The 21,215-nt window shown below is 70.7% G+C and carries 21 protein-coding genes; 16 read left to right on the top strand and 5 right to left on the bottom strand.

Features of this window, described 5'->3' with window-relative positions; all coding sequences use genetic code 11:
* Positions 1–64: 64 nt before the first annotated feature.
* Positions 65–991, bottom strand: coding sequence for an AbfB domain-containing protein (locus L3078_RS11190; RefSeq protein ID WP_239753290.1), 927 nt, complete (start codon positions 989–991; stop codon positions 65–67).
* A 295-nt stretch (positions 992–1,286) separates the two neighbouring features.
* Here L3078_RS11190 and L3078_RS11185 point away from each other — a divergent pair, with 295 nt between their 5' ends.
* The 5 genes from L3078_RS11185 (at position 1,287) to dapD (ending at position 5,179) form a co-directional block, all read left to right on the top strand.
* A complete protein-coding gene (locus tag L3078_RS11185; RefSeq protein ID WP_239753289.1) occupies positions 1,287–1,607 on the top strand; it encodes a DMT family transporter in 321 nt (106 codons plus the stop codon).
* Positions 1,607–2,176: a TetR/AcrR family transcriptional regulator gene (locus L3078_RS11180; RefSeq protein WP_239753288.1), complete on the top strand. Its 570-nt coding sequence runs from the start codon at positions 1,607–1,609 to the stop codon at positions 2,174–2,176. The genes L3078_RS11185 and L3078_RS11180 overlap by 1 nt, the downstream gene beginning before the upstream one ends.
* Positions 2,177–2,326: 150 nt before the next feature.
* On the top strand, positions 2,327–2,995 hold the full coding sequence (locus tag L3078_RS11175) for an RNA polymerase sigma factor (RefSeq protein ID WP_420864051.1): 669 nt from the start codon (positions 2,327–2,329) through the stop codon (positions 2,993–2,995).
* 1 nt (position 2,996) lies between these two features.
* Positions 2,997–4,007 carry a CU044_5270 family protein gene (locus L3078_RS11170; RefSeq protein WP_239753287.1) on the top strand — a complete coding sequence of 337 codons (1,011 nt, stop codon included), beginning with the start codon at positions 2,997–2,999 and terminating at the stop codon, positions 4,005–4,007.
* A gap of 182 nt (positions 4,008–4,189) precedes the next feature.
* Complete coding sequence (dapD, locus tag L3078_RS11165) at positions 4,190–5,179, top strand: 2,3,4,5-tetrahydropyridine-2,6-dicarboxylate N-succinyltransferase (protein ID WP_239753286.1); 990 nt, start codon at positions 4,190–4,192, stop codon at positions 5,177–5,179.
* Positions 5,180–5,351: 172 nt separating this feature from the next.
* Here the strand turns inward: dapD and L3078_RS11160 are convergent, their stop codons facing one another.
* The gene (locus L3078_RS11160) at positions 5,352–5,822 is read right to left on the bottom strand and encodes an NUDIX hydrolase (protein WP_239753285.1); all 471 of its coding nucleotides are present in this window, start codon (positions 5,820–5,822) and stop codon (positions 5,352–5,354) included.
* A gap of 142 nt (positions 5,823–5,964) precedes the next feature.
* Between L3078_RS11160 and L3078_RS11155 the strand changes: the two genes are divergently transcribed.
* The 3 genes from L3078_RS11155 to L3078_RS11145 all read left to right on the top strand — a co-directional run bounded on the left by L3078_RS11155 (position 5,965) and on the right by L3078_RS11145 (position 8,164).
* On the top strand, positions 5,965–6,189 hold the full coding sequence (locus L3078_RS11155) for a hypothetical protein (protein WP_239753284.1): 225 nt from the start codon (positions 5,965–5,967) through the stop codon (positions 6,187–6,189).
* A 188-nt stretch (positions 6,190–6,377) separates the two neighbouring features.
* Entirely contained in the window at positions 6,378–6,935 is a 558-nt protein-coding gene (locus L3078_RS11150; RefSeq protein WP_239753283.1) for a SigE family RNA polymerase sigma factor, read from the top strand.
* Positions 6,932–8,164 (top strand): WD40 repeat domain-containing protein, encoded by a 1,233-nt coding sequence (locus L3078_RS11145; RefSeq protein ID WP_239753282.1) that lies wholly within the window; start codon positions 6,932–6,934, stop codon positions 8,162–8,164. The genes L3078_RS11150 and L3078_RS11145 overlap by 4 nt, the downstream gene beginning before the upstream one ends.
* A gap of 5 nt (positions 8,165–8,169) precedes the next feature.
* Here L3078_RS11145 and dapA read toward each other — a convergent pair whose 3' ends face one another.
* Positions 8,170–9,084, bottom strand: coding sequence for a 4-hydroxy-tetrahydrodipicolinate synthase (gene dapA / locus L3078_RS11140; protein WP_239760277.1), 915 nt, complete (start codon positions 9,082–9,084; stop codon positions 8,170–8,172).
* Positions 9,085–9,273: 189 nt separating this feature from the next.
* On the opposite strand from dapA, the gene L3078_RS11135 reads away from it, so the two are divergent.
* Both L3078_RS11135 and L3078_RS11130 read left to right on the top strand, forming a co-directional pair.
* Positions 9,274–9,735 carry a phage holin family protein gene (locus L3078_RS11135; RefSeq protein ID WP_391806260.1) on the top strand — a complete coding sequence of 154 codons (462 nt, stop codon included), beginning with the start codon at positions 9,274–9,276 and terminating at the stop codon, positions 9,733–9,735.
* Positions 9,732–10,001 (top strand): DUF3618 domain-containing protein, encoded by a 270-nt coding sequence (locus tag L3078_RS11130; RefSeq protein WP_239753281.1) that lies wholly within the window; start codon positions 9,732–9,734, stop codon positions 9,999–10,001. The genes L3078_RS11135 and L3078_RS11130 overlap by 4 nt, the downstream gene beginning before the upstream one ends.
* A 714-nt stretch (positions 10,002–10,715) precedes the next feature.
* Here the strand turns inward: L3078_RS11130 and L3078_RS11125 are convergent.
* The gene (locus tag L3078_RS11125; RefSeq protein WP_239753280.1) at positions 10,716–11,753 is read right to left on the bottom strand and encodes a YihY/virulence factor BrkB family protein; all 1,038 of its coding nucleotides are present in this window, start codon (positions 11,751–11,753) and stop codon (positions 10,716–10,718) included.
* 111 nt (positions 11,754–11,864) lie between these two features.
* On the opposite strand from L3078_RS11125, the gene L3078_RS11120 reads away from it, so the two are divergent.
* The 3 genes from L3078_RS11120 (at position 11,865) to L3078_RS11110 (ending at position 14,113) form a co-directional block, all read left to right on the top strand.
* Complete coding sequence (locus tag L3078_RS11120; RefSeq protein ID WP_239753279.1) at positions 11,865–12,575, top strand: antibiotic biosynthesis monooxygenase; 711 nt, start codon at positions 11,865–11,867, stop codon at positions 12,573–12,575.
* A 114-nt stretch (positions 12,576–12,689) separates the two neighbouring features.
* Positions 12,690–13,349, top strand: coding sequence for an ArsR/SmtB family transcription factor (locus tag L3078_RS11115; protein ID WP_239753278.1), 660 nt, complete (start codon positions 12,690–12,692; stop codon positions 13,347–13,349).
* A 20-nt stretch (positions 13,350–13,369) separates the two neighbouring features.
* Positions 13,370–14,113, top strand: a complete 744-nt coding sequence (locus L3078_RS11110) for an SRPBCC family protein (protein WP_239753277.1) — start codon at positions 13,370–13,372, stop codon at positions 14,111–14,113.
* Positions 14,114–14,135: 22 nt separating this feature from the next.
* Here L3078_RS11110 and L3078_RS11105 read toward each other — a convergent pair whose 3' ends face one another.
* Positions 14,136–15,959, bottom strand: coding sequence for an endonuclease/exonuclease/phosphatase family protein (locus L3078_RS11105; RefSeq protein ID WP_239753276.1), 1,824 nt, complete (start codon positions 15,957–15,959; stop codon positions 14,136–14,138).
* Positions 15,960–16,412: 453 nt separating this feature from the next.
* On the opposite strand from L3078_RS11105, the gene L3078_RS11100 reads away from it, so the two are divergent.
* From L3078_RS11100 to L3078_RS44915, 3 genes are all read left to right on the top strand, one after another.
* Complete coding sequence (locus L3078_RS11100) at positions 16,413–17,909, top strand: hypothetical protein (protein WP_239753275.1); 1,497 nt, start codon at positions 16,413–16,415, stop codon at positions 17,907–17,909.
* A 398-nt stretch (positions 17,910–18,307) separates the two neighbouring features.
* Positions 18,308–19,783, top strand: coding sequence for an alkaline phosphatase PhoX (locus tag L3078_RS11095; protein ID WP_239753273.1), 1,476 nt, complete (start codon positions 18,308–18,310; stop codon positions 19,781–19,783).
* 110 nt (positions 19,784–19,893) lie between these two features.
* Positions 19,894–21,105, top strand: coding sequence for an LAGLIDADG family homing endonuclease (locus L3078_RS44915; RefSeq protein ID WP_420864050.1), 1,212 nt, complete (start codon positions 19,894–19,896; stop codon positions 21,103–21,105).
* The last annotated feature ends 110 nt before the right edge of the window (positions 21,106–21,215 follow it).

Here is a 21,215-nt window from a genome sequence, read left to right as displayed (position 1 = left end):
ACATGAGTGTGGCCCCCGGCGAACCGCCGGGGGCCACACTCATGTCCGCACTGCCGACGTCCGGTCAGGAGAAGCCCTTCACCAGGCTGAACGTGGCGTCCGCGTAGAAGTAGCCGCTGTGTTCGGCGCGTTCGAGGCGGAGCTGGAAGCTGCGGTGGCGCACGAAGTAGCCGGGGTAGTTCACCGACTCCAGCAGGACCGAGCCCGAGTAGCCCGAGCGGGGGCAGAAGGTGGCGTCCTGCTGGAAGAGCCGGGAGCCGTCGTTGCCGGACGCGCGGAGCACGAAGTTCTGGTGACGCACGTAGCGGCCGTCCGCCATGCGGAAGGAGTAGCAGGAGGAGTTCGCGAGGCCGGAGACGACCTTGAAGGAGGAGTCCTCCTTGGTCTCGCTGCCGCTGCGGGAGCTCACCTGGTCCAGCTGGATCAGACCGTCGCGCAGATGCCAGTAGCGGTCCGGGTAGCTGACGGACCGTACGGACTTGCGCGTGGTCGACGTGGACGGCGGCTTCTTCGGGGGCGCGGGCGCCTTCGACGGCTCGGAGGTCGGCTTCGCGCCGCCCTGTTGCTTGTCGTCGGACGAGCCGGATCCCTTGGCGCCGTCGGCGTCCTCGGTCTTGCCCTTGCCGTCGGTCTCCTTGGCGTCGCCCTCGGCGCCCTGCGGCTCCGACAGTCCGCTCTTGCCGTCCGGCGCCGACGTCGCGGGGGGCGACGTGGGCGGGAGCGAGAGGGAGGGGAGTACCCGGTCGTCGGCGGCGGTGGTGCGCCCGTTCTTCTCCGACGAGTCGTCAGGTCCGCTGCCCTGGAGGGTGATCGCGGTGACACAGGACGACACGACGGCGAGGGCCAGGGCGCCGGCCAGCCAGAGGCGGCGCGTGCCCGGTATTCGGGTGTCGTTCGGGGCGACACCCGTCTCCCACACCTTCGCGGATCTGAGCACCGGAAGGTTGGGCGTGGTCTGGTCCGGATCAGGTCCGGGCTTGTGTGGCGGCATGCGCGGTTCCTTCGGCGTCGCCAAAGGCGGACGCGAATCGTCATGCGGATCAGGGAGGGTGGTACGTGTCACCCGTGTGCGCAAACCCTGGCGGTCGTCACACAATCGGGAGATTGACCGTTGAAACAGTAGTGGACCAAGGGACGTGCGGGGAGCCCTTTCGGAGAGCGCTTCCATAACGGAACGGCCCCGAATCCAGGGCCTCTTGGCTGTCGGCGAGGGTCAATTCCGCCCATAAGCGTTCCTGTGCCGCGCGATGTGTACAGGCGTACGCATCATGTGTACGATCGTACACATGGGATATCTGTTGCTCGCCGCGGCCATAGCCGCCGAAGTGGCCGCCACCACCGCCATGAAGTACAGCGAGGGCTTCAGCAAGCTGTGGCCGTCACTGGTCACCGGGGTGGGGTACGTCATCTCCTTCGTCCTGCTCGCCCAGGCGCTGAAGTCGATGTCGATCGGCACGGCCTACGCGATCTGGTCCGGCGTCGGCACCGCGACGGTCGCCGCCCTCGGACTGGTGCTGTTCGGGGAGGGGTTGACCGTCCCCAAGGTCGCCGGGATCGTGCTGATCATCGCGGGGGTCGTGGTGCTGAACCTGGGAGGCGCCCACTGATGGCCCGGCGCTACGACCCCGAGCGGCGGCAACGGATCATCGACGCGGCGATCCGGGTCGTGGGGGAGAGGGGCATCGCCGGGCTGAGCCACCGCACCGTGGCCGCCGAGGCGGACGTCCCGCTCGGCTCGACGACGTACCACTTCAAGACCCTCGACGACCTGATGGTCGCCGCGCTGCGGCAGGCCAACGAGCGCTACGCGAAGTCCGTCGCCGCCCGCGAGGCCCTGCGGGACCCCGCCGCCGACCTCGCCGCCGAACTGGCCGCGCTGGGCGGCGAATGGTTCGCCGGCGACCGTACGGGACTGGAGGTGGAGTACGAGCTCTACCTCGCCGCCCTGCGCCGCCCCGCGCTCCGGCCCGTCGCCGAGGAGTGGGGCCGGGACTTCGCCGACTTCCTCGCCGAGCTCACCGACCCGGTGACCGCCCGGGCCCTGGTCGCCCTCATCGACGGCATCTGCCTCCAGGTCCTGCTGACCGGGGCGCCCTACGACGAGCGGTACGCGCGCGAGGCCCTGGCGCGCGTCATCCCCCGACCGGCCCGCAGGACGACTTCGCGCGAACCGTGAACCTTTCTCGGGCCATCGGGAAACAGGGGGTGACAGGAACACGGCGGACACGGTGGACACGCTGAAATGTGGATGCGCCGGCGTGTCGGATGCGCCGGCGTGTCGGACGCGGCGGAGGAGAGCGGTTGTGACGAGCGGGGGGAGAACCCGGTGAGCGGACCACCGCCACGGGCGGGCGGGACGGACACGAGCGGGGCCGATGCGAGCGGGGCGTATGCGCGCGAGGCGGACGACGCCGAGGTGGTCGCCCGGTCGCTGGAACAGCCCGAGGCGTTCGCGCGGCTCTACGACCGCTACGCGCCGGACATCCACCGGTACGTGGCCCGGCGCCTCGGCGACTCCCTCGCCGACGACATCACCGCCGACACCTTCCTGACGGCGTTCCGTATCCGGGCCCGCTACGACGGGGCCCACCCCAACGCCCGCCCCTGGCTGTACGGCATCGCGGGCAACCTCATCGGCAAGCACCGCCGTACGGAGGTCCGGGCGCTCAAGGCGCTGGCCCGCACCGGACACGATCCGGTCGCCGCGTCCTGGAGCGAGACCTGGGTCGAGCGGACCGACAGCCGGGTGGCGGCGCAGGGGCCGCTCGCCGGGGCGTTGGCGGCGCTGTCGGCCGGGGACCGGCATGTCCTGCTGCTGGTCGCCTGGGCCGACCTCGGCTACCAGGAGGTCGCCGAGGCCCTCGACATCCCCGTGGGGACGGTCCGCTCGCGGCTCAACCGCGCGCGGCGCAAGGTGCGTACGGCGCTGGGGGCCGATCCGGCGTTCGTGGGGGACGGTCCGGCGTTCGCCGGGGACACGGCGGAGGTGGTCTGAGATGGAGGAGCTGATCGACGAGGTGGCCCGGGTGCGGGAGCTGCGCGCCGGGGCGCCGGCCCCCGACCACGCCCGCCTCGCCCCCGGCCGCGCCCGGCTGCTGCACGCGGCCGGGACGGACCGGCGGCGGCACCGGGTCCGGGTACGCCCCAGATTCGTGATCGTGGGGGTGGCGGCGGCCGTGACCGCGGTGGCGGTGGCCGCGTCGCTGCTGGTGGGCAGGGACGACACGCGGGGTTTGACGACCCCGGCGACGCTGACGGACGCGGACCTCAAGGGGATGACCGCGGCCGAACTGCTGGAACGGGCGGCCGAGGCGGTGGAGGGACAGCCGCCGGTCGCGGAGCCGCGGGCGAAGCAGTGGATCTACACCCGCCACGCCCTCGAATACACGCCGGTTCTCGCGAAGAGCCTGTCGGACGGAGACTTCTCCGACGAGCGATGGGTCCGGTACGACGGAGGGGAGATGGCCTTCGTGGACGCCGAAGTGAACCAGCAGAAGCCCTCGGTCGTCGTCGAAGACGCGGACATGGAGAACGAGGCCGAGAACGGCACGGAGGACGACGACGGGCGTTCGCCGCGCGAGATGTACCGCCTCCTCGGCTCCCTGCCCCCCGACGCGCAGGGCGCGCTCACGGCGCTCCGGAGAGAGAACGCGGTACCGGACGCGAAGGACAGGGACCGGGCCCACGCCGACTACAGGGAGATCTCCGACCTGCTGGGTGCGCCGATCAAGCCGCCCCAGGGGCTGGCGGGCCTCTACCGCGCACTCGCCACGCTGCCGCACCTCGACGTGGTCGACCGCATGGTCGAGGACGCGGCCGGGCAGCGGGCGATCGCCCTCCGCTACAGCGGCAACGACTCGGGGGACGAACGCGTCGAGCGGGAATGGCTGATCGACCCGGTGACGTACGAGGTGCTCGGCGACCGGATGCTCCGGAACGGGAAGATGGTCTCCGGCAAGGCGTTCGTCGTCGCCACCGTCGTCGACAGGCCGGGCGAACGCCGCTGACGCCCCCACGGTGTACGGGCGGCTCGCCCCACGGGGGTGGGCGGGCCGCCCGGCGCCGTGGGCCGTGCCGTACGTCCGCCGCGCGCAGGTCCGCCGTACCGTATGTCCGCAACGTGCCCGGCCCCTGAGACGCCCGCGCCGCGGGTTGGCCTGCGTGGCCCCCTCCCGGTTAGGTTGCCCTCATGACCGACACGACTGCTCCTCGTACCACCGGCGCCGTGGCCGCCGGCCTCGCCACGATCTCCGCCGACGGCACCGTTCTCGACACCTGGTTCCCCGCGCCCGAGCTCGCCGCCGAGCCGGGCCCCTCCGGCACCGAGCGGCTGACCGCCGAGCGGGCCGCGGAGCTGCTGGGCGGTGGCGCGACCGCCGCGATCGGTCAGGACACGCGCCGGGGTGTCGAGGTCGTCGCGGTCCGCACGGTCATCTCCTCGCTCGACGAGAAGCCGGTCGACACGCACGACGCCTACCTGCGCCTCCACCTGCTCTCGCACCGCCTGGTCAAGCCGCACGGCCAGAGCCTGGACGGCATCTTCGGCCTCCTCGCCAACGTCGCGTGGACCTCGCTCGGCCCGGTCGCCGTGGACGAGCTGGAGAAGGTCCGCCTCAACGCGCGTGCCGAGGGTCTGCACCTCCAGGTCACGTCCGTCGACAAGTTCCCGCGCATGACGGACTACGTGGCCCCCAAGGGCGTCCGGATCGCCGACGCCGACCGGGTCCGCCTCGGCGCGCACCTCGCCGAGGGCACCACGGTCATGCACGAGGGCTTCGTCAACTTCAACGCCGGCACGCTCGGCACGTCGATGGTCGAGGGCCGGATCTCCGCCGGTGTGATCGTCGGCGACGGCTCGGACATCGGCGGCGGCGCCTCCACGATGGGCACGCTCTCCGGTGGCGGCAACGTCATCATCTCCATCGGCGAGCGCTGCCTGATCGGCGCCGAGGCGGGCGTCGGCATCGCGCTGGGCGACGAGTGCGTCGTCGAGGCCGGCCTCTACGTCACCGCCGGCACCCGCGTCACCATGCCCGACGGCCAGGTCGTCAAGGCCCGCGAGCTCTCCGGCGCCTCGAACATCCTCTTCCGCCGCAACTCGGTCACCGGCACGGTCGAGGCCCGCCCGAACAACGCGGTCTGGGGCGGCCTGAACGAAATCCTGCACAGCCACAACTGACCTCGTCCGGCCGCGCCCTGCGGCCGCCCGACCGATCGCCGCTCTGACCTACTGCCGAGCTGTCGGCAGTCGTCGACGACGGCCACCATGAGCGCCCTTCCACGGCCCCGAGACGGCCCGGGAGGGCGCTTCACGCCGGTCTGGTCTTCAGGTAGTCGGCTGGGAAGCGGCGTCAGCCGAGGTACGGTTCCGGGCGTTCTTCGAGTGCGTGGTCGATGCGCATGCGCATGGATGGGTGGATGGTCAGTTCGTCGAGCCTGTTCGGGGCGACGAATGCGACTTCCTTGCTCTCGTTGCTCGTCCGTGGTTCGCCGCCGGTGACGCGGGCCCGGAAGCAGATGGCGAACTGTTGGCGGACCTCGCCGTCGTCGTATGCCATGACGTGGGCCGGATTGGTGTAGAGGCCGACCAGGCCGGTCACCTCGATGTCGCACCCGGTCTCCTCCTTCGTCTCCCGGACGGCCGCATCAGGCGCTGACTCGCCCACATCGACTCCGCCGCCGGGGAGGGCCCATAGGTCGTTGTCCGTCCTGTGGATCAGCAGAACGTCCCCGGCCTCGTTCAGCGCCACGGCGGTGACTGACGGGACGACGCTGTTCGCCTTGGGGGCGTTCGGGTCGTTGAAGTAGTCGATGCGAGCCATGCGCCCAGCGTCGCACCACGGAGGGCAGCCGCCACTGACCCCGTATGGGTTGCTCGGCGTGACCTCGTCGTGGGGTTGGCAGATGAACTGTCGGACGCAGTGTCCGATCAGTGGCCGAAACGATGAGATGAGGGGCCGAGGGATGAGGAACGACGGGGTGGGGGCCGTGGCGCGTGTGGTCGTGGCAGGGCTGGCCGCGGTGCTGCTGTGCGGGGTGTCGGCCGGAGCCGCGCACGCCGACGAGACCAACAGGGCCTCGCACAACGGCCCCCGGATCGGACTCGTGAACGTCGGGCAGGTCGACGACCCGATGGAGGACGTGCTGGAGCACACCCTGCTGTTCGGCGACGGCTACCGCTGGGGCTGACCGGCACGGCACGGCCGTCACACGGTCCGGGGCCCGTACGCGTGCACACGCGTGCGGGCCCCGGACCCGTTCACCGAGACTTTTCTCCGTCGACTACTTTCGTCGACCTGGCATAGCGGTGGGCGGGGCGGCGCGTCTCAAGAGGCACAGGGCGGACACAGGGCCCGCCGGGGGAAGAGAAGGTGACGATGGATGCCGCGGGGCAGGAGAGTTTCCGGGAATTCGTGGCCGGGCGGTCGTCGGCACTGCTGAAGACGGCCGTACTGCTGAGCGGCGGGGACCGGCACGCCGCCGAGGACCTGCTGCAGAACGCGCTGATCAAGGCAGCCGGGCGCTGGCAGCGGATCGACGAGCCGGAGGCGTACGTACGGCAGATCCTCTACCGGCAGCAGGTCAGCCGGTGGCGGCTGAAGTGGCGGCGGCGGGAGTTGACCGTCGCCGAGCCGCCCGAGAGCGGTGGTGCCGTCGACGGAGTGGCCGGCGTGGAGCTGCGGCTGGTGATGCGCGGGGCGCTGGCCCGGCTGACCGCCCGGCAGCGGACCGTGCTCGTGCTCCGCTACTTCGAGGACCTGCCGGAGGGCGAGGTGGCCCGGATCCTCGGGTGTTCCGTCGGGACCGTCCGGTCCACGACCCACCGCTCGCTCGCCCGGCTGCGCGAACTCGCGCCCGAACTGGCCGCGCTCGGCCCCGCCGCGGCCGAGCAGGAGCCGTCCCGTGACTTCTCGCCCGTGGAGGTGCGTCCGTGAACGTCGACGAACTGGTGCGTGACTCCCTGCGTGAGCAGGCCGCCGAACAGCCACCCCTGGCGACGGACTTCGCTGAGCGCGTGCTGACCGTACGGCGCCGCCGCCGGACCCGCGCGATCGCGGGCACCGCCGCCGCCACGGCCGCGGTCGTGGCCGTCGCGGTGGGCGTACCCCTGCTGACGTCCGATGGCGGGGACGAGGTGCGGCCCGCCAGCGAGATGAACAAGAGCGACATCATCGGTCACCCCGACCAGTCGCCGCCGCGGAACATGATCGCGGCGGGCGACACCGCGCTCTCCGCGTTCTATGTGCGCGAGGCGGTCAAGCAGCCGGGCGGGGACATCGTCAACACCCGCGTGTACGGCCTCCTCGACCAGAAGACGGCCGAGTACCGCAAGACCAAGTGGGCCTTCCTGGATGTCGCACCCGGTATGCGCACCGCGGCCGTACTGGAGGGCGAACTGCCCGCCCGGAGGATCGGGCTGCTCGACATGATCACGGGCAAGGTGGACCGCTGGATCCCGGTGGGCCACGGCGTCGCGTCCGTCGAGTTCTCCCCGGACGGCACCAAGCTCGTCGCGACGACCTACTCCAAGAACCCGGACCGTAACTTCGCCGACCACCCGCAGAGCGTCAACGGCAAGGAAGTGCCGGGCCCCGTCGCCAGCCGCACGGGGTTCTCCATCGTCGACGTGGACTCCGGTGAGGAGACCTGGCACAAGGCACCGCAGTGGAAGGACGAGTGGGGCTTCTTCTACAACAGCCGGGATGACATGAAGTGGAGCGAGGACGGCCGGTCCGTCTTCTCGGACATCGGGGAGAAGCCGTTCCGGCAGTACTACGACCTGAAGGGCGACAAGATCGATGTGCCCGCCGCCGAGAAGTACGTGAACTACGCGGAGGCCGGTCTGTCGCCCAACGGGAAGCTGATCGGGGGCGAGTTCGCCGGAGAGGGGGACAAGATCGCCTCCGCGATCGTCGACTCGCGTACCGGCAAGAGGGTCACCACCGTGCCGGGCCAGCAACTCCTGGCCTGGGCGGACGACGAGCGGGTCATCGCCTGGGGCTGCGACCCCAAGAGGTGCAGCGGCAAGGGCGAGTTCCGCAACCAGCTCATCCTGCTCACGATCGGCAGCGACAAGGTCGTTCAGCTCAGCGGGTTCCGCAAGGCCTCTGACGACTACCCCGGCCGCTGGGTCCCGGTGTTCACCCAACGCTGGGCCGACTGACCCTCCTACCGGGTGCCGGAGCCGACCAGTTCCTCGTACGCCGCCAGCAGCCCGTCGGTCACCTCCTGACCGGCGGGCCGCAGCGGTGCGCGGACCGGGCCCGACGGGAGACCGAGTCGGCCGAGGAGCGCCTTCGCCGTGACGGAGCCGGGAAGCCCGCCGGCCATCATCAGCTCGGTGAGGGGGACGGTACGGCGCTGGAGCCGGGCCGCCTCGGCGGTGTCGCCAGCGTCGAACGCGTCGATGATCGCCCGGAAGTGGCCGGGCGCCGCGTTCGCGACCGTTCCGACGTATCCCGACCCGCCGATCGCGTACAGCGCGAGGACGTACTCGTCGCAGCCCGTGTAGTACGCCAGGTCCGTCTCGGCCAGCACCTTCTGGGTGCCGAGGAGGTCGTACGCGCAGTCCTTCACGGCCACGATCCGGGGGTGGCCGGCGAGGCGGATCATGGTCTCCGGTTCGATGCGGGTGCCGGTGCGGCCGGGGATGTCGTAGAGGGCGACGGGCAGCCCGCAGGCGTCGGCCAGCTCGCGGAAGTGGGCCTCGACGGCGTCCTGCGGAGGTCTGCTGTAGTACGGCGTGACCGCCAGCAGGCCGTCCGCGCCCGCCTTCTCCGCCGCCAGCGCCAGCTCCACGGTGTGCCGGGTGTCGGCGGTGCCCACCCCGGCCACGATCGCGGCCCGCCCGCCGACCGCCGCGCGCACCGCGCGGATCAGCTCCGCCTTCTCCGTGTCCGTCGTGGTCGGTGACTCGCCCGTCGTACCGGACAGCACCAGCCCGTCGCACCCCTCCCGCACCAACCGGTCGGCCAGCCGTTGCGCCCCGTCGAGGTCGAGTGCGCCGGACGCGGTGAAGGGCGTGACCATCGCGCAGAGGGCGCGGCCGAAGGGGGCGGGGCGGTGGATGCGGGGCGGGGTCATGGGTGCCATGGGGGTAGTCTCGGCCCCACCATTGTGAAGCTCCACTTAATTCTCCTACGAGATATTGCGAAGTGCTGCTACGCGCTGGCTGACTGCTTGCCTGGCCAGGACAGGACGCGCTGGTGACGCAGGGGTAGCTCGGGTCGGTGCGGGTACTCGGGGCGTCCCGATGTGTGAGGAGGCGACACCGTGACCGGGACCACCGAGACCAGGCCCACGCGATTCGTGCGCTCTGTGCGATCCGCGCGTCCGGGGCCGGGAGAACACGACCATCACTCCGTGGGCGAGCTGGTGGGGCAGGCCACCGAACAGCTCTCCCTGCTCGTACGACAGGAGGTCGCCCTCGCGAAGGAGGAGCTGGCCGAGAAGGGGCGGCGCGCCGGGCGCGGCGGTGGGCTCCTCGGCATGGCCGGGGCCGTCGCCTACGTGGGGTTCATGACCCTCGCCGGCGCCGGGGTCGCCGCGCTGTCGCTGGTGCTGGACGTGTGGGCCGCCGCGCTCATCGTCATGGCCGTGCTGTTCGTGATCGCCGGTGTGCTGGCCGCCATGGGGCGCGCGCAGCTGCGGCGGGCCACGCCTCCTCGGCCGGAGCAGGCGCTCGACAGCGTCAAGGCCGACGTGGACGAGATCAAGGGGAGGGCTCGGCGATGACGCACGCATCCGGTACGGCCGGTGCTTCCGGCGGCGAGACCAATGGTTCGGTGGGCGCCAAGGGGCCCGACGAACTGCGGCGGCAGATCGAGCAGACCCGGGCGCAGCTCGGCGACACGGTCGAGGAACTGGCCGCCAAGGCCGATGTGAAGGCGCGGGTGCACTCGGCGTGGGAGCGGGTGCCGCGGGAGGCGGTCGTCGTGGGCGGTGCGACGGTGGCGGTGGCGGCGGCGGGGGTGCTGGCCTGGCGCCACTACCACGAGTGACCGCCGATCCGCTTCGCTCCAACTGCCTTGCCCGCCCACCCACCCGACTCGCTCAGCTGACAAGTTCAGCCCGAAGACACCCCCCACGGCCGCCTGGCCGCCGCTCACACCGAACCCCCCGGCGGGGTTCGGCGGGGGCGCGGACGGGCGTGCCCGGGGGCGGTAGGGCGGGCGGTGCTGGGCGCTGAGACGCCGCGACTAGCCCGTGGGGGTGTTGGTAGGGGGACGTCGGGGGGCGGTTCGGTGTGCTCAATGATCCGGTCTTCGGTGCTGTACCTGGCAGGGCGGGCTGCGGGTCTGCCGGCCCGATTGGAGTGGTGGCCGGGTTGGGGGTCCGTGCTGGGTGCTCTGGCTGGCCTGCGGCGCTGCGGTCCGGGCTGGATGTCGGAGGGGTGCGCCGGGGTTGGGGCGGGGGCCTGCTGGCCTGTGACGACGCGGCCCCCGCCGTCGCCGCCCGCGCTGCCCCGTGCCCTCGTTCCCGCGCTGCCCCGCGCTCTCGTTGAGAGCGGCGTGCTGCCGGCTGTGGAGGGGGAGGCGCTGCCTCGACGGCTGCCGGCGCACATAGCGGTTTCCGGTCTCCCTCTCCGGTCCACGGCTTGGGCGCGTTCGGCGGTGTGGCGCTCCTCGGCCCCCAGCTCCTTGGCCCCGCTCCCGGTTCTTCGACCCCGCTTCTTCGGCCCGGCTCTACGGCCCCCTCCCCCTGCCCCCCACTCCTCACCCAGTGACCCCCGCCCCGCCGTCCTTCGGGCGGTGGGATTCTCGTCGGGCTCGTAGGCGGGTTGGCCAGGTGCGGGTGTCTCGAGGTTCTACGTAGGGCTCGTCCGTGGGGGAGCGGCCGTCGATGATGGCGCGTTCGCGGGAGAGTTCCGCGTCGAATTCGAGGCCCAGGAGGATCGCCAGGTTGGTGAGCCAGAGCCAGATGAGGAAGACGACGGCTCCGGCGAGGGCGCCGTAGGTCTTGTTGTACGAGCCGAAGTGGGCCGCGTAGACGGCGAACCCGGCAGACGCGGCGAGCCAGATCAGCGTGGCGAGGACACCACCGGGGCTCACCCAACGGAAGCCCCTGCCACGGACGTTGGGCGCGGCCCAGTACAGCAGCGCGATCATCAGCGTCACCAGCACCAGCAGGACCGGCCACTTGGCGATGCCCCACACGGCGATGGCCGCGTCACCGAGCCCGATCGTCGTGCCCGCGCGTTCGGCCAGCGGACCCGTGAAGACGACGATCAGCGCGCTCGCCGCCAGCATCAGCATCAGCACGAGGGTCAACACGATCCGCAGCGGAGTGAGTTTCCACACCGGACGGCCCTCCGGCAGGTCGTACACCGCGTTGGACGTACGGATGAACGCCGCCACGTACCCCGACGCCGACCACACCGCCGCCAGCAGGCCGACGATCGCCAGCACCCCGCCCGTACCGCCGCTGTCCCCCAGTTGGACGACCGCGTCCCGCAGGATGTCCCGCGCGGGGCCGGGGGCCAGGTCGCCGATGTTGTCCAGGATCTTGTCGATCGCGCGCTGCCCGACGACCCCCAGCATCGACACCAGCACCAGCAGCGCGGGGAACAGCGACAGGACGCCGTAGTACGTCAACGCGGCCGCCCGGTCGGAGAGTTCGTCGTCCTGGAACTCCTTGACCGTTCGCCGCACCACCGCCCACCACGAGCGCCCCGGCAGTCCCGTCGGACCACCCTCCCCGCCGGTCTCCGGCGCCTTCCCCACCCGCTCGGCCTCCGGCCGCTTCTCGTCCATGACCGGGCGGGTCTCCCGAAACCCGGCCCCGAATCGCGGACTTGACCTGAATCTTGGTTGAGGTTGAAAGGTGGTCATGCGTCCACCGAGCACCGATCCTGGGAGAGTGGCATGACCCGTCGTACGGACCTCCATCCCGTCCTCGACCGTTCCGATGTCGGGGCGGCCCTCTTCAGCACCTGGGAGGTGGGCACCCCCGAGCGGCAGCGGCGGACCGTCGAGGCCATCGCCGACACCTGGGAGCGGCGGCCGTGGCCGGCGGCAGGGCTGTTGGGGTACTTCGTCTACACCGCCGAGGACGGTTCCGGTCTGCTGCACCACTCGCAGTGGGCCGACGAGCAGGCGTACGAGGCCTTCGTCAAGACACACCGGCAGGAGCGCAACGACGCCATCGACACCGCCGTACCCGGGATCGAGCGGGTGGACCTGGCGCGCTATCGGCGGTACCGCAGCCTCACGGGCGGCGAGGGGCGGCCCGCGCGCGTGCCGGGGTGCGTCGTGATCGTCGACGTCCGGTTCGACGGGCCGGACCCGGCGCGGCAGCGGGCCTGGGTGGACGCCGTGGAGGAGGCGCTCGCCGCCGAGCCGGACGCGCACCCCGGCGGTATCTCCGCCCACTTCCACCTCGGCACCGACGGCACCCGCGTCCTCAACTACGCCGAGTGGGAGACCGCCCGGCACCACATCGACGCCCTCGCCGCACCCGGTGACGGCGTCGGCTCGCCCTCACCGCTCTGGGAGCGCGTACAGACCTGGCCCGGACTGCTGCGGACCGGCTCCGTCAAGCGGTACGAGTACGCCCTCGGCCTCGTTCCCGACTGAGGGCGCGAGGCCGGAGGCTCTCACAGCCCGACTCGGCCCCACCCCGCCCGTCCACCGCTCACCGAAAACTCGAACCGTCTGGACAAAAAAAGTTTTCGGTGAGACGGTGGAGCCATGTTGGACGTCACCGTGATCGAGGACCCCGAGGCAGCGGCCGTCTCGCTGGATCCCGTACGTGCCCGGCTGCTCGCGGAGCTGGCGGCCGGGCCCGCGTCGGCGGCGATGCTGGCCGGGAAGGTCGGGCTGCCGAGGCAGAAGGTGAACTACCACCTGAAGGCCCTGGAGAAGCACGGCCTGGTCGAGCTGGCGGGGGAGCGCCGCAAGGGCAATGTCACCGAGCGGCTGATGCGGGCCACCGCCGCGTCGTACGTGATCTCGCCGCTCGCGCTCGCCGCCGTGCAGCCGGACCCGGACCGCTTCCGGGACCAGCTCTCCGCGCGATGGCTGCTGGCGCTCGGTGCCCGGCTGGTCCGGGACGTCGGATCGCTGATCACCGGCGCGGCCAAGGCCCGCAAGCGCCTCGCGACCTACGCGCTCGACGGCGAGGTCACCTTCGCCTCGGCCGCCGACCGGGCCGCGTTCGTCCAGGAGTTGACGGCCGGGGTGAGCGCGCTCGTCCGCAAGTACGACGCGCCCGACGCCCAGGGCGGCCGGGGGCACCGGATCGTCGTGGCCGTCCACCCGACACTCAAGCAGCAGCCCGCCGACGAGCCCGCTACCGATGAGCGCGACCTGCCCGCCCTTCCCGTTCGGCCCGAACCACCCGTTCGTTGAGACCCGTTGAGGAGTACGTCATGCCCAAGGAATTCGAGATCGCCCGTGAGTTCGAGGTCGACGCCACCCCCGAGGAGGTGTGGGAGGCCGTCACCGCCGGAACCGGCGGGTGGCTGTGGCCGATGGAGGCACCCGAGCCGCGGGTCGGCGGCAAGGGGCCGTTCGGCTCCGAAGTCACCGCGTGGGACCCGCCGCACCGCTACACCAACCGTGTCGAGGACGTGGAGGGGATCTCCGAGCAGACCCTCAACCAGCTCGACTACACGATCGAGCCGCGCGACGACGGCCGACGCGCCTGGGTGCGGTACGTGCACAGCGGCGTCTTCGTCGACGACTGGGACAACCAGTACGACGGCGCCGCCAAGCACACCGTCTTCTACCTGCACACCCTGCGCCAGTACCTGACGCGTTTCGCGGGCCGGAAGATCACCGCGTTCGCCACCTTCGACGGGCCCGAGGCGTCCGGCGGCGCCGACGCGCTCACCCTCGTGGCGCGGGCGCTCGGCCTCGCGGACGACACCTCCGAAGGCGCCCGTGTCCAGGCCGAGGGGCCCGGCGGGCAGCGCTTCGAGGCCGTCGTCGACTACCGCGACCCGTACTTCATCGGTCTGCGCACCGACGACGCCCTCATCCGGTTCTTCGGCCGCAACCACTGGGGCCACGTCGTCGGCATGAGCGTCCACGACTTCGCGCCGGGCGCCGACTCGGAGGCCGACGAGACCGCGTGGAAGGGCTGGCTGAACGGGGTGTTCAGCCAGCCCTGAGAAACCACCGCCTGCCGCGCCGTTACGGCTTGAAGCGCAGCACCTGCGGGTCGTGGTCGCTGATCTGGTCGTTGAACTCCGCGTTGGTGTGCACGCTGTCGTACGTGAACTCGCACGAGCGCCGGATCGAGGGGCTGATCAGGATCTGGTCGAGGACCTGCGTGTTGCCCTGGAAGACGTAGGAGTAACGCTCGCTCCTCGGCAGCGACTTGACCGCCGACCACAGGGCGCCGTCGTCCTCCAGCAGCTCGGTGGTCTTGGAGAACTCGAAGTCGTTGATGTCGCCGAGGGTGATGACGTCCGCGTTCTTGTCCTTCGCCAGGATCTCCTTGACGAAGGTGTTCACGGCGGTCGCCTGGAGGTGGCGCTGGGTCTCCGAGCTCCGCTTCGGCGGCTGGAACTCCGAGTGCAGCGACTGGTCGCCACCCTTGGACGCGAAGTGGTTCGCGATCACGAAGACGGACTTGCCGCGGAAGGAGAACTCGCCGACGAGCGGCTTGCGGCTGTTCGTCCAGGCGGCGTTCGCCGGGTCGATACGGCCGGGGGAGACCGTCAGGCGCGCCTTGCCGTACGCCTTCGTCACCCCGACGGCGGTCGTGGCGTCGCCGCCCGCGCGGTCGGTGAAGGAGACCCGCTCGGGGTTGAACAGGAAGACCTGGCGGATGTTGCCGCCCGGCTCGCCGCCGTCCGCGAGGTTCACCGGGTCGATGGACCGCCAGTCGTACGTCGGCCCGCCGGCCGCCGCGATGGCCTCGACCAGCTTCTTCACCGTCTGGTCGGCGGCGACCGTACCGTCGTTGGTGGCGCCGTTGTTGTCCTGGATCTCCTCCAGGGTCACGATGTCGGGCGACTGGAGGTTGTGCACGATCGCCGCCGCGTGGTCCGCGAAGGTGGCGTCCGAGGGGTCCAGGTTCTCGACGTTGTACGTGGCGACCGCCAGCTCGCCGCGTCCCTGCTTGCGGGTCGTCTCGCGCTCGAGACCGCCCTGTTCCAGGGTGCCGAGCTGATTGGCGACGAGCGTGTAGCCACCGAACTGGTTGTAGTCCAGCGGGCCCGCCGTCGTGCCCTTCAGGGCGTCGCCGACGTTCGCCTTCGGGAAGTCGGCGACCGCGCCGAGCGACTGGATCTGGATACGGCCGGTGTTCTGCGAGGTGTAGGAGCCGTACACCGTGCCGCCGCGGCGGTTGGCGTTCTCCCGGGGCTTCACCGTGACCCACAGCTCGGTGAACGGGTCGGTGGCGCCCACCACGCGGGCGTCGGAGACCTGGACGTTCATGCCCTCCAGGGACTCGTAGAAGTCCAGGGCGTACGTGGCCGGGGCGAGCTTCAGACCGTTGACCGAGCCGCCGACGGCGGTGTCGCCGGTCGGGGCGTACCGGCTCGGCACCGTCCTGGCGTTCACGACGGTCGCGGCCGGGACGGCGTTGCCCGTGGAGACCACGGTGATCGTCGGGCGGGTGATCTGCGTCACGGACTGGTTTCCGGACGAAGTGCCGCCCGGCACGAACTCGGAGACCGTGCCCGCGACCGTCACCGCGTCGCCCACGGAAACGGTCGGCCGGGAGCTGGTGAAGACGAAGACGCCCTCGCTCGTGGCCGGGTCGGCGTCCGCCTTGGTGTCCTGGATCCAGAAGCCGCGCGAACCGTAGGTGCGGACGCCCGTGACGATCCCCTCCACCCCGGTCACCTGCTGACCGGCGAGCGGGGACGTCCGGGTCGTGCCCTGGATGTCGTGGATGCGTATGGAGTCCGCCTCGGCGGGCGAGGTCAGGACCACGGCGGACACCGTGGAGCAGATGGTGGCGACGGTCAGCGCGCCGATGCGCGCGGTTCTCTTGCTCGGCAAGGGGATCCCTCCGGGGACGTACGTGAGCGCCGGGACGAGAGTGGACGGGGGGTGGCCTGCGACCGGTGGGGCGGTGCGACGCGCGTAGAACTCCGACGGGCACCGACGGGGTCCGGTGGGCCCGGACGGTCGCCTCCGTGGGCGGCCCTGGAATCCGCCCAGAGCTACCCGTGAGTTTCTACGCGCGTCAATCTCCTGCCTGCTCAGGCCAGTTGTCAAGGTTTCAGCCACACCCGACTCCTGGCAGGTACATGAACCGGGCGGCATGGGTCCAAATCCGTCTAGGCTGAGCGGCTGCGTACACGTACGCGTATCGCTCATGGGCGACGTCCCTCGGCGGCCCCGAACCGCTCGCCGTCGTACGTCGCCATCTGTGCCGATGTTCTGCTGTTCCGAATCTGTACCGACGTACCGACGTTCCGACGTTCCGATGTCCCGAGGAGATCCCCGCCGATGTCAGACAGCTCGCCACTGCCGCCGGTGCGGCTCCTCCCCGAAGCGGAGCTGGCGCGGGAGGCTCTCGCCACGCCGCTGCTCTCGCGCGCCGCGCGGCTCGCCCGCTGGGCCGGCCCGGACACGCGGGTGGGCGCCGGGGGCGAACTCGTCGAGGAGCAACTGCCCGCGGCCGCCGAGGCGCTCGGGCTCACCGGCGCCGAGGGTGTCGACGGGGCTGACGGGGGCGACGGTGTCGGTGGCGACGACGTGGCGGCCCTCGCCAGTGAGGCGTGGCGCGTGGCCGTGGACACCGGGCTCGTCGAGATCGTGGACGAGGAGGCCGGGACGGTCGCCGTGGGGGAGGACCTCGCGCTCCTCACCTCGGGCGGACCGCAGGACGTGCTCGGCATCTGGCTGACCGCCCTGGAGACCACCCTCGCCGACGCGAGCGTGCCCGACCTCGACGGCCTCGTCGAGGCCATGGACGCCGGCGGCGAGATCGACTTCTCCGAGCTGGATTGGGACCCCGAGGCGGAGGCCGCGTTCCTCGACGGGGTGCTCGGCAACCTGTACCTCCTCACCGTCAACGAGGACGGCCCCGACGGGCCGGTGCCGCTGCCCGCCCTCGCCGCGTCGATGATCGTCCCCGACGACATGGGAGAGCCCACCAACGACGTCCTGGAACAGGTCTCGGACGCGATGATGCGGCTCGACGACCAGTTCCGGGTGCTGGAGCCGATCGGGCTGGTGGAGTACCAGCCGGTGGACGAGGCGCTGATGACGGACGCGGAGGAGGCCGCGGCCGCCGCCGAGGGGTCGGGGGCGCCTGCCGTCGACGACACCGATGTCACCCGGTACGGCATGGTCCGGCTCACCCCGCTGGGGCTGTACGGGGTGCGGGCGCGGCTCCAGGAGGCCGGCGTGGTCGCGCCCGCCGTGGGGGACCTCGTCGACAAGGGTGCGGACGTACTCCTCGACGGCACCGCCGGGTTCCCGCCGGGGGCGGCCCAGGCCGAGACCGAGCAGTGGCTCGCCCGTCGTGAGTCGCTCGACGCGGCGCGGGAGCTGCTGGCCGCGGCGCGTGGGTCCGACCCGGGGGCGCCGCTGCGGCGGCTGCGCTGTCAGCAGGCGCTGTCCCTGGTGGGGGCGGTGGCGGAGCCGGCCCTCCGGGACGTCCTGGACGACCCCGAGCTGGGTGGGCTCGCCCGGGTGTGGCTGACCGAGCGTGGTGCCGGGGATGTGCCCGCGCCGTCGGAGGCGATGGTCTTCTGGCTCACCATCGACACGGTTGCCGCGCAGCTCGCGGCGGAGGGGAACTCTGCGGAGTTGCGGGCGCTGGTGGAGGGGTTGGCGGCGCAGCACGGGTCGTTCTTCGCTGCGGCGTGGCGGGTGGATCACCCTGCCACGCCGGATGTGCTGGAGGCGATGGGGAGGATCCACCCCGACAAGAAGGTGGCGAAGGAGGCCCGCAAGGCGGCGTTCAAGGCTCGGTCGCAGATGGGGCCGGGGGCTTGATGGCTCGGGGTGCGCCTAGTAGCACGGGGGATTGGGGTGCGTGGGCGGGTGCGGGTGCGTGGGGCTTCTCGCGCAGTTCCCCGCGCCCCTAAAAGAACAGGCCCCTGCGGGCCTGAAAGACCACGGCCCCGCGGGCCTGAAAAGCACGGGGCGCAGCCCCTGCTTTTCAGGGGCGCGGGGAACTGCGCGAGAAGCCCCACCGGCCCGCGGCCGCCAATGCACGCGCACCCCCGAGTCACTGGGCCCCCCACGCACCCGCACCCCCCGCCGCACCCGTCCCCCCACAGGCACCCCCGAGTCACGGCGCGTTCAGCCCATGTTCAGGCGGGAGCGCGATCGTGTGGCGCGACAGTCAGGGTCCGCCCCCCACGGTCAGCCCACGCCACGCAGGAGACAGCATGTCGCTCACCCGTAGGGACTTCGCCAGACGATCCGCGGCCACCACAACCGGTGTCGCCCTGGCCGGCAGCGTGGCCGCCCTCGCCACCGCGCCGAACGCCCTCGCGTCGACGGACACGGACACGGACACCGCGCCGGACTCCGAGGCGGACGGCACCGAGCGCGGCGCGGACCGCCACCGCGGCGTCGGCTACGGCCCCCTCGTGCCGGACCCCGACGGCATCCTCGCCCTGCCCGCCGGCTTCACCTACCGGATCCTCACCCGCAGCGGGAAGACCAAGCTGGAGTCGGGCGAGTTCACTCCGGGCAAGCACGACGGCACCGCCGCCTTCCCCGGCCCCCGCGGCACCACCCTCCTCGTCAACAACCACGAACTGAAGGGCCCCCGGGCCAACTGGGAGTTCCCGGTGCCGCTCACCGAGGGCCTCGTCTACGACCCGGCGGCCGCCGGCGGCTGCACCGTGGTCGAGGTCCGGCCGGACGGACGCGTCGCCGAGTGGGTCGGCATCGCGGGCACCTCCACCAACTGCGCGGGCGGCAGCACCCCCTGGAACACCTGGCTCACCTGCGAGGAGAACTCCGACCGGGCCGGCGTCAACGGCATGACCAAGGACCACGGCTACGTCTTCGAGGTCGACCCCTGCGACCGCCGCGCCAACCGCGCCCCGAAGCCGCTGAAGTTCTTCGGCCGCTACGACCACGAGGCCGTCGTCATCGACCCCAAGCGCGGCCACGCCTACCTCACCGAGGACGCGGCGGCCCCCAACGGCCTCTTCTTCCGCTGGACCCCGCCCAAGGGATTCACCTACGGCCCCGGGAAGTTCCGTACCCTCGCCGACGACGCGGGCGTCCTCCAGGCCCCCCGCTGCTACGACTCCGGCGGCCGGTTCGTCGACGACCTGTCCCGCGCCACGCGGATCGGCACGGTGTACGGCGTCGACTGGATCGACGTCCCCGACCGCGACGCCAGGACCGTCGCCGTGCGCAAGCAGTTCACCGACACCGAGATCACCCGCGCCCGCAAGCTGGAGGGCATGTGGTGGGGCGACGGCGGCGCGTACCTCGTCTCCTCGTACGCCCGGGCCGAGAGCCCCGGTGCCGCGCACGACGGCCAGGTCTGGTTCTACGACCCCAAGCGCCGCACCCTCACCCTGAAGGTCCTCCTCGGCGTCAACCCGGACCCGTCCGCCGACGGCGCCCTCGACGGCCCGGACAACATCACCGTCTCCCCGTACGGCGGCATCGTCCTCGCCGAGGACGGTGAGGGCGTCTCGCACCTGTTCGGCGCCACCGACAGTGGCCGTACGTACCCGATCGCGCGCAACGACCTGAACATCGGCACCGAGGAGGAGCCGGAATACAGCGAGTTCGCCGGCGTCACCTTCTCGCCCGACGGAAAGACCCTCTACGCCAACATCCAGGCCCCGGGAATCCTGCTCGCGATCACCGGTCCCTGGAAGCGGCAGAAGCGGTAGTGGCGTCGGGTCCCCCGATCGAGTGGCTCTGATCGAAGACCCTGAGCACCCCTCCGTCTCGACCTAGCGTTTGGGCATCGTACTGATGGCCGTTCGAGACGGAGAGGATCATGGATAAGGAACTTCGGGGCGGCATTGCCGAAGGTTCTCGCGTGTGGCTTCCGGATGGCTCGGCAAGACCGATCGAGGAAGTGGTCGCGAAACGTCTTCCTGTGTTGTCGTACAACAAGGAGTGGGATACCAGGCCAGTTCGGTACGGAGCCAATCAAGGGTCACGTGACCATTCGGTCGGCGAACTTATCAGTGTCGTGCCGAGTACTTGGTCCGGTAGCGTTCTGCGCGAGGCATACAGCATCAGATTCGTATCTGGACGCATCATCGAAGTGAGCGGTGATCAGCCGTGGGTGACACAGCGGCGAAAGGGGCGTCAGGCATGGGAATGGAAGCGGACTGACGCTCTGGCTACTGGAGACCGGGTACCGCTTCCGTTGACTGCTGCTTACTTCGGAAACGAGGGAGATGCTCGCGAAGGATACTTCGTTGGAGCGATGCTCGGCGATGGTGGAATGACTTCGTGTACTCCTGAGTTCCACGGTGACCCGTGTGACGGAGCCGCAGCGTTCATGCGGGACTTTGCCTCTGAGCATGGATGCGGTGTGCGTGAAACCTCGAATGGTTCGATCGTGCGCATGCGATTCCCGTTCAGGTCAGGGTATCGGAACCCCATGACTGAATGCCTTCGTCGCTACGGCGTGTGGGGCCAGCGGTGCGACCGGAAGTCTTTGCCCTCTGATGCGTTTAGCCGTGATTTCTGGCTCGGATGTCTATCGGGGCTCATCGACACCGATGGCTGTGTGCGAGAGAGGATCAATCCGCGAGGTACGGCGCATGGTTCCGTCGAGTACGCCACAGTATCGCCAGAGTTGGCGACTCAGGTTTTCAATGCCTTGTTGCGCCTCGGCGTTGCCAGTCGGTTCACTGTCGTCGAACGGCGACGCAGCGCGAATCATTCCATCAATGGCTATCGGATTGAGAGTCGTCGCCCAATCTGCATCGTCGAAGTCTCGCGGGCGACAGCGCTGGTCCGTCTTGCCGGTCTTTTGGAGCTTCGTATCGGATGCAAAGCTCGCAAGTTGCAGCGACTGGCTCAGCTGGTCGGCCACGTAGCTCCGGCGTGCAGCGATATGCATGGCTATGACGAAGCTGTGGCCTTGGACAGAGTGAAGACCGTTGAGTCGATTGGTGTCAAAAGCGTTTATGGTGTACTGGCATCTCCCTCTGGCTTGTTCGTGGTCAACGGCCTTGTGCTAGGCGCCAGGTAACGGCTGGTACGCGGAACGGCCGCGTGCCAGCCAGAGAGCGACATTCTTCGTGTAGCTCCAACGGGATACCTACTGCTGGAATCCGCCTCTGGAGCGTCCTCCACAGCTTC

Origin of the sequence: Streptomyces deccanensis (genome assembly GCF_022385335.1) — a bacterium.
Classification (GTDB): Bacteria; Actinomycetota; Actinomycetes; order Streptomycetales; family Streptomycetaceae; genus Streptomyces; species Streptomyces deccanensis.
The sequence above is the reverse complement of the archived record's forward strand: the minus strand, read 5'-3'. Positions and strand labels throughout refer to the sequence as shown.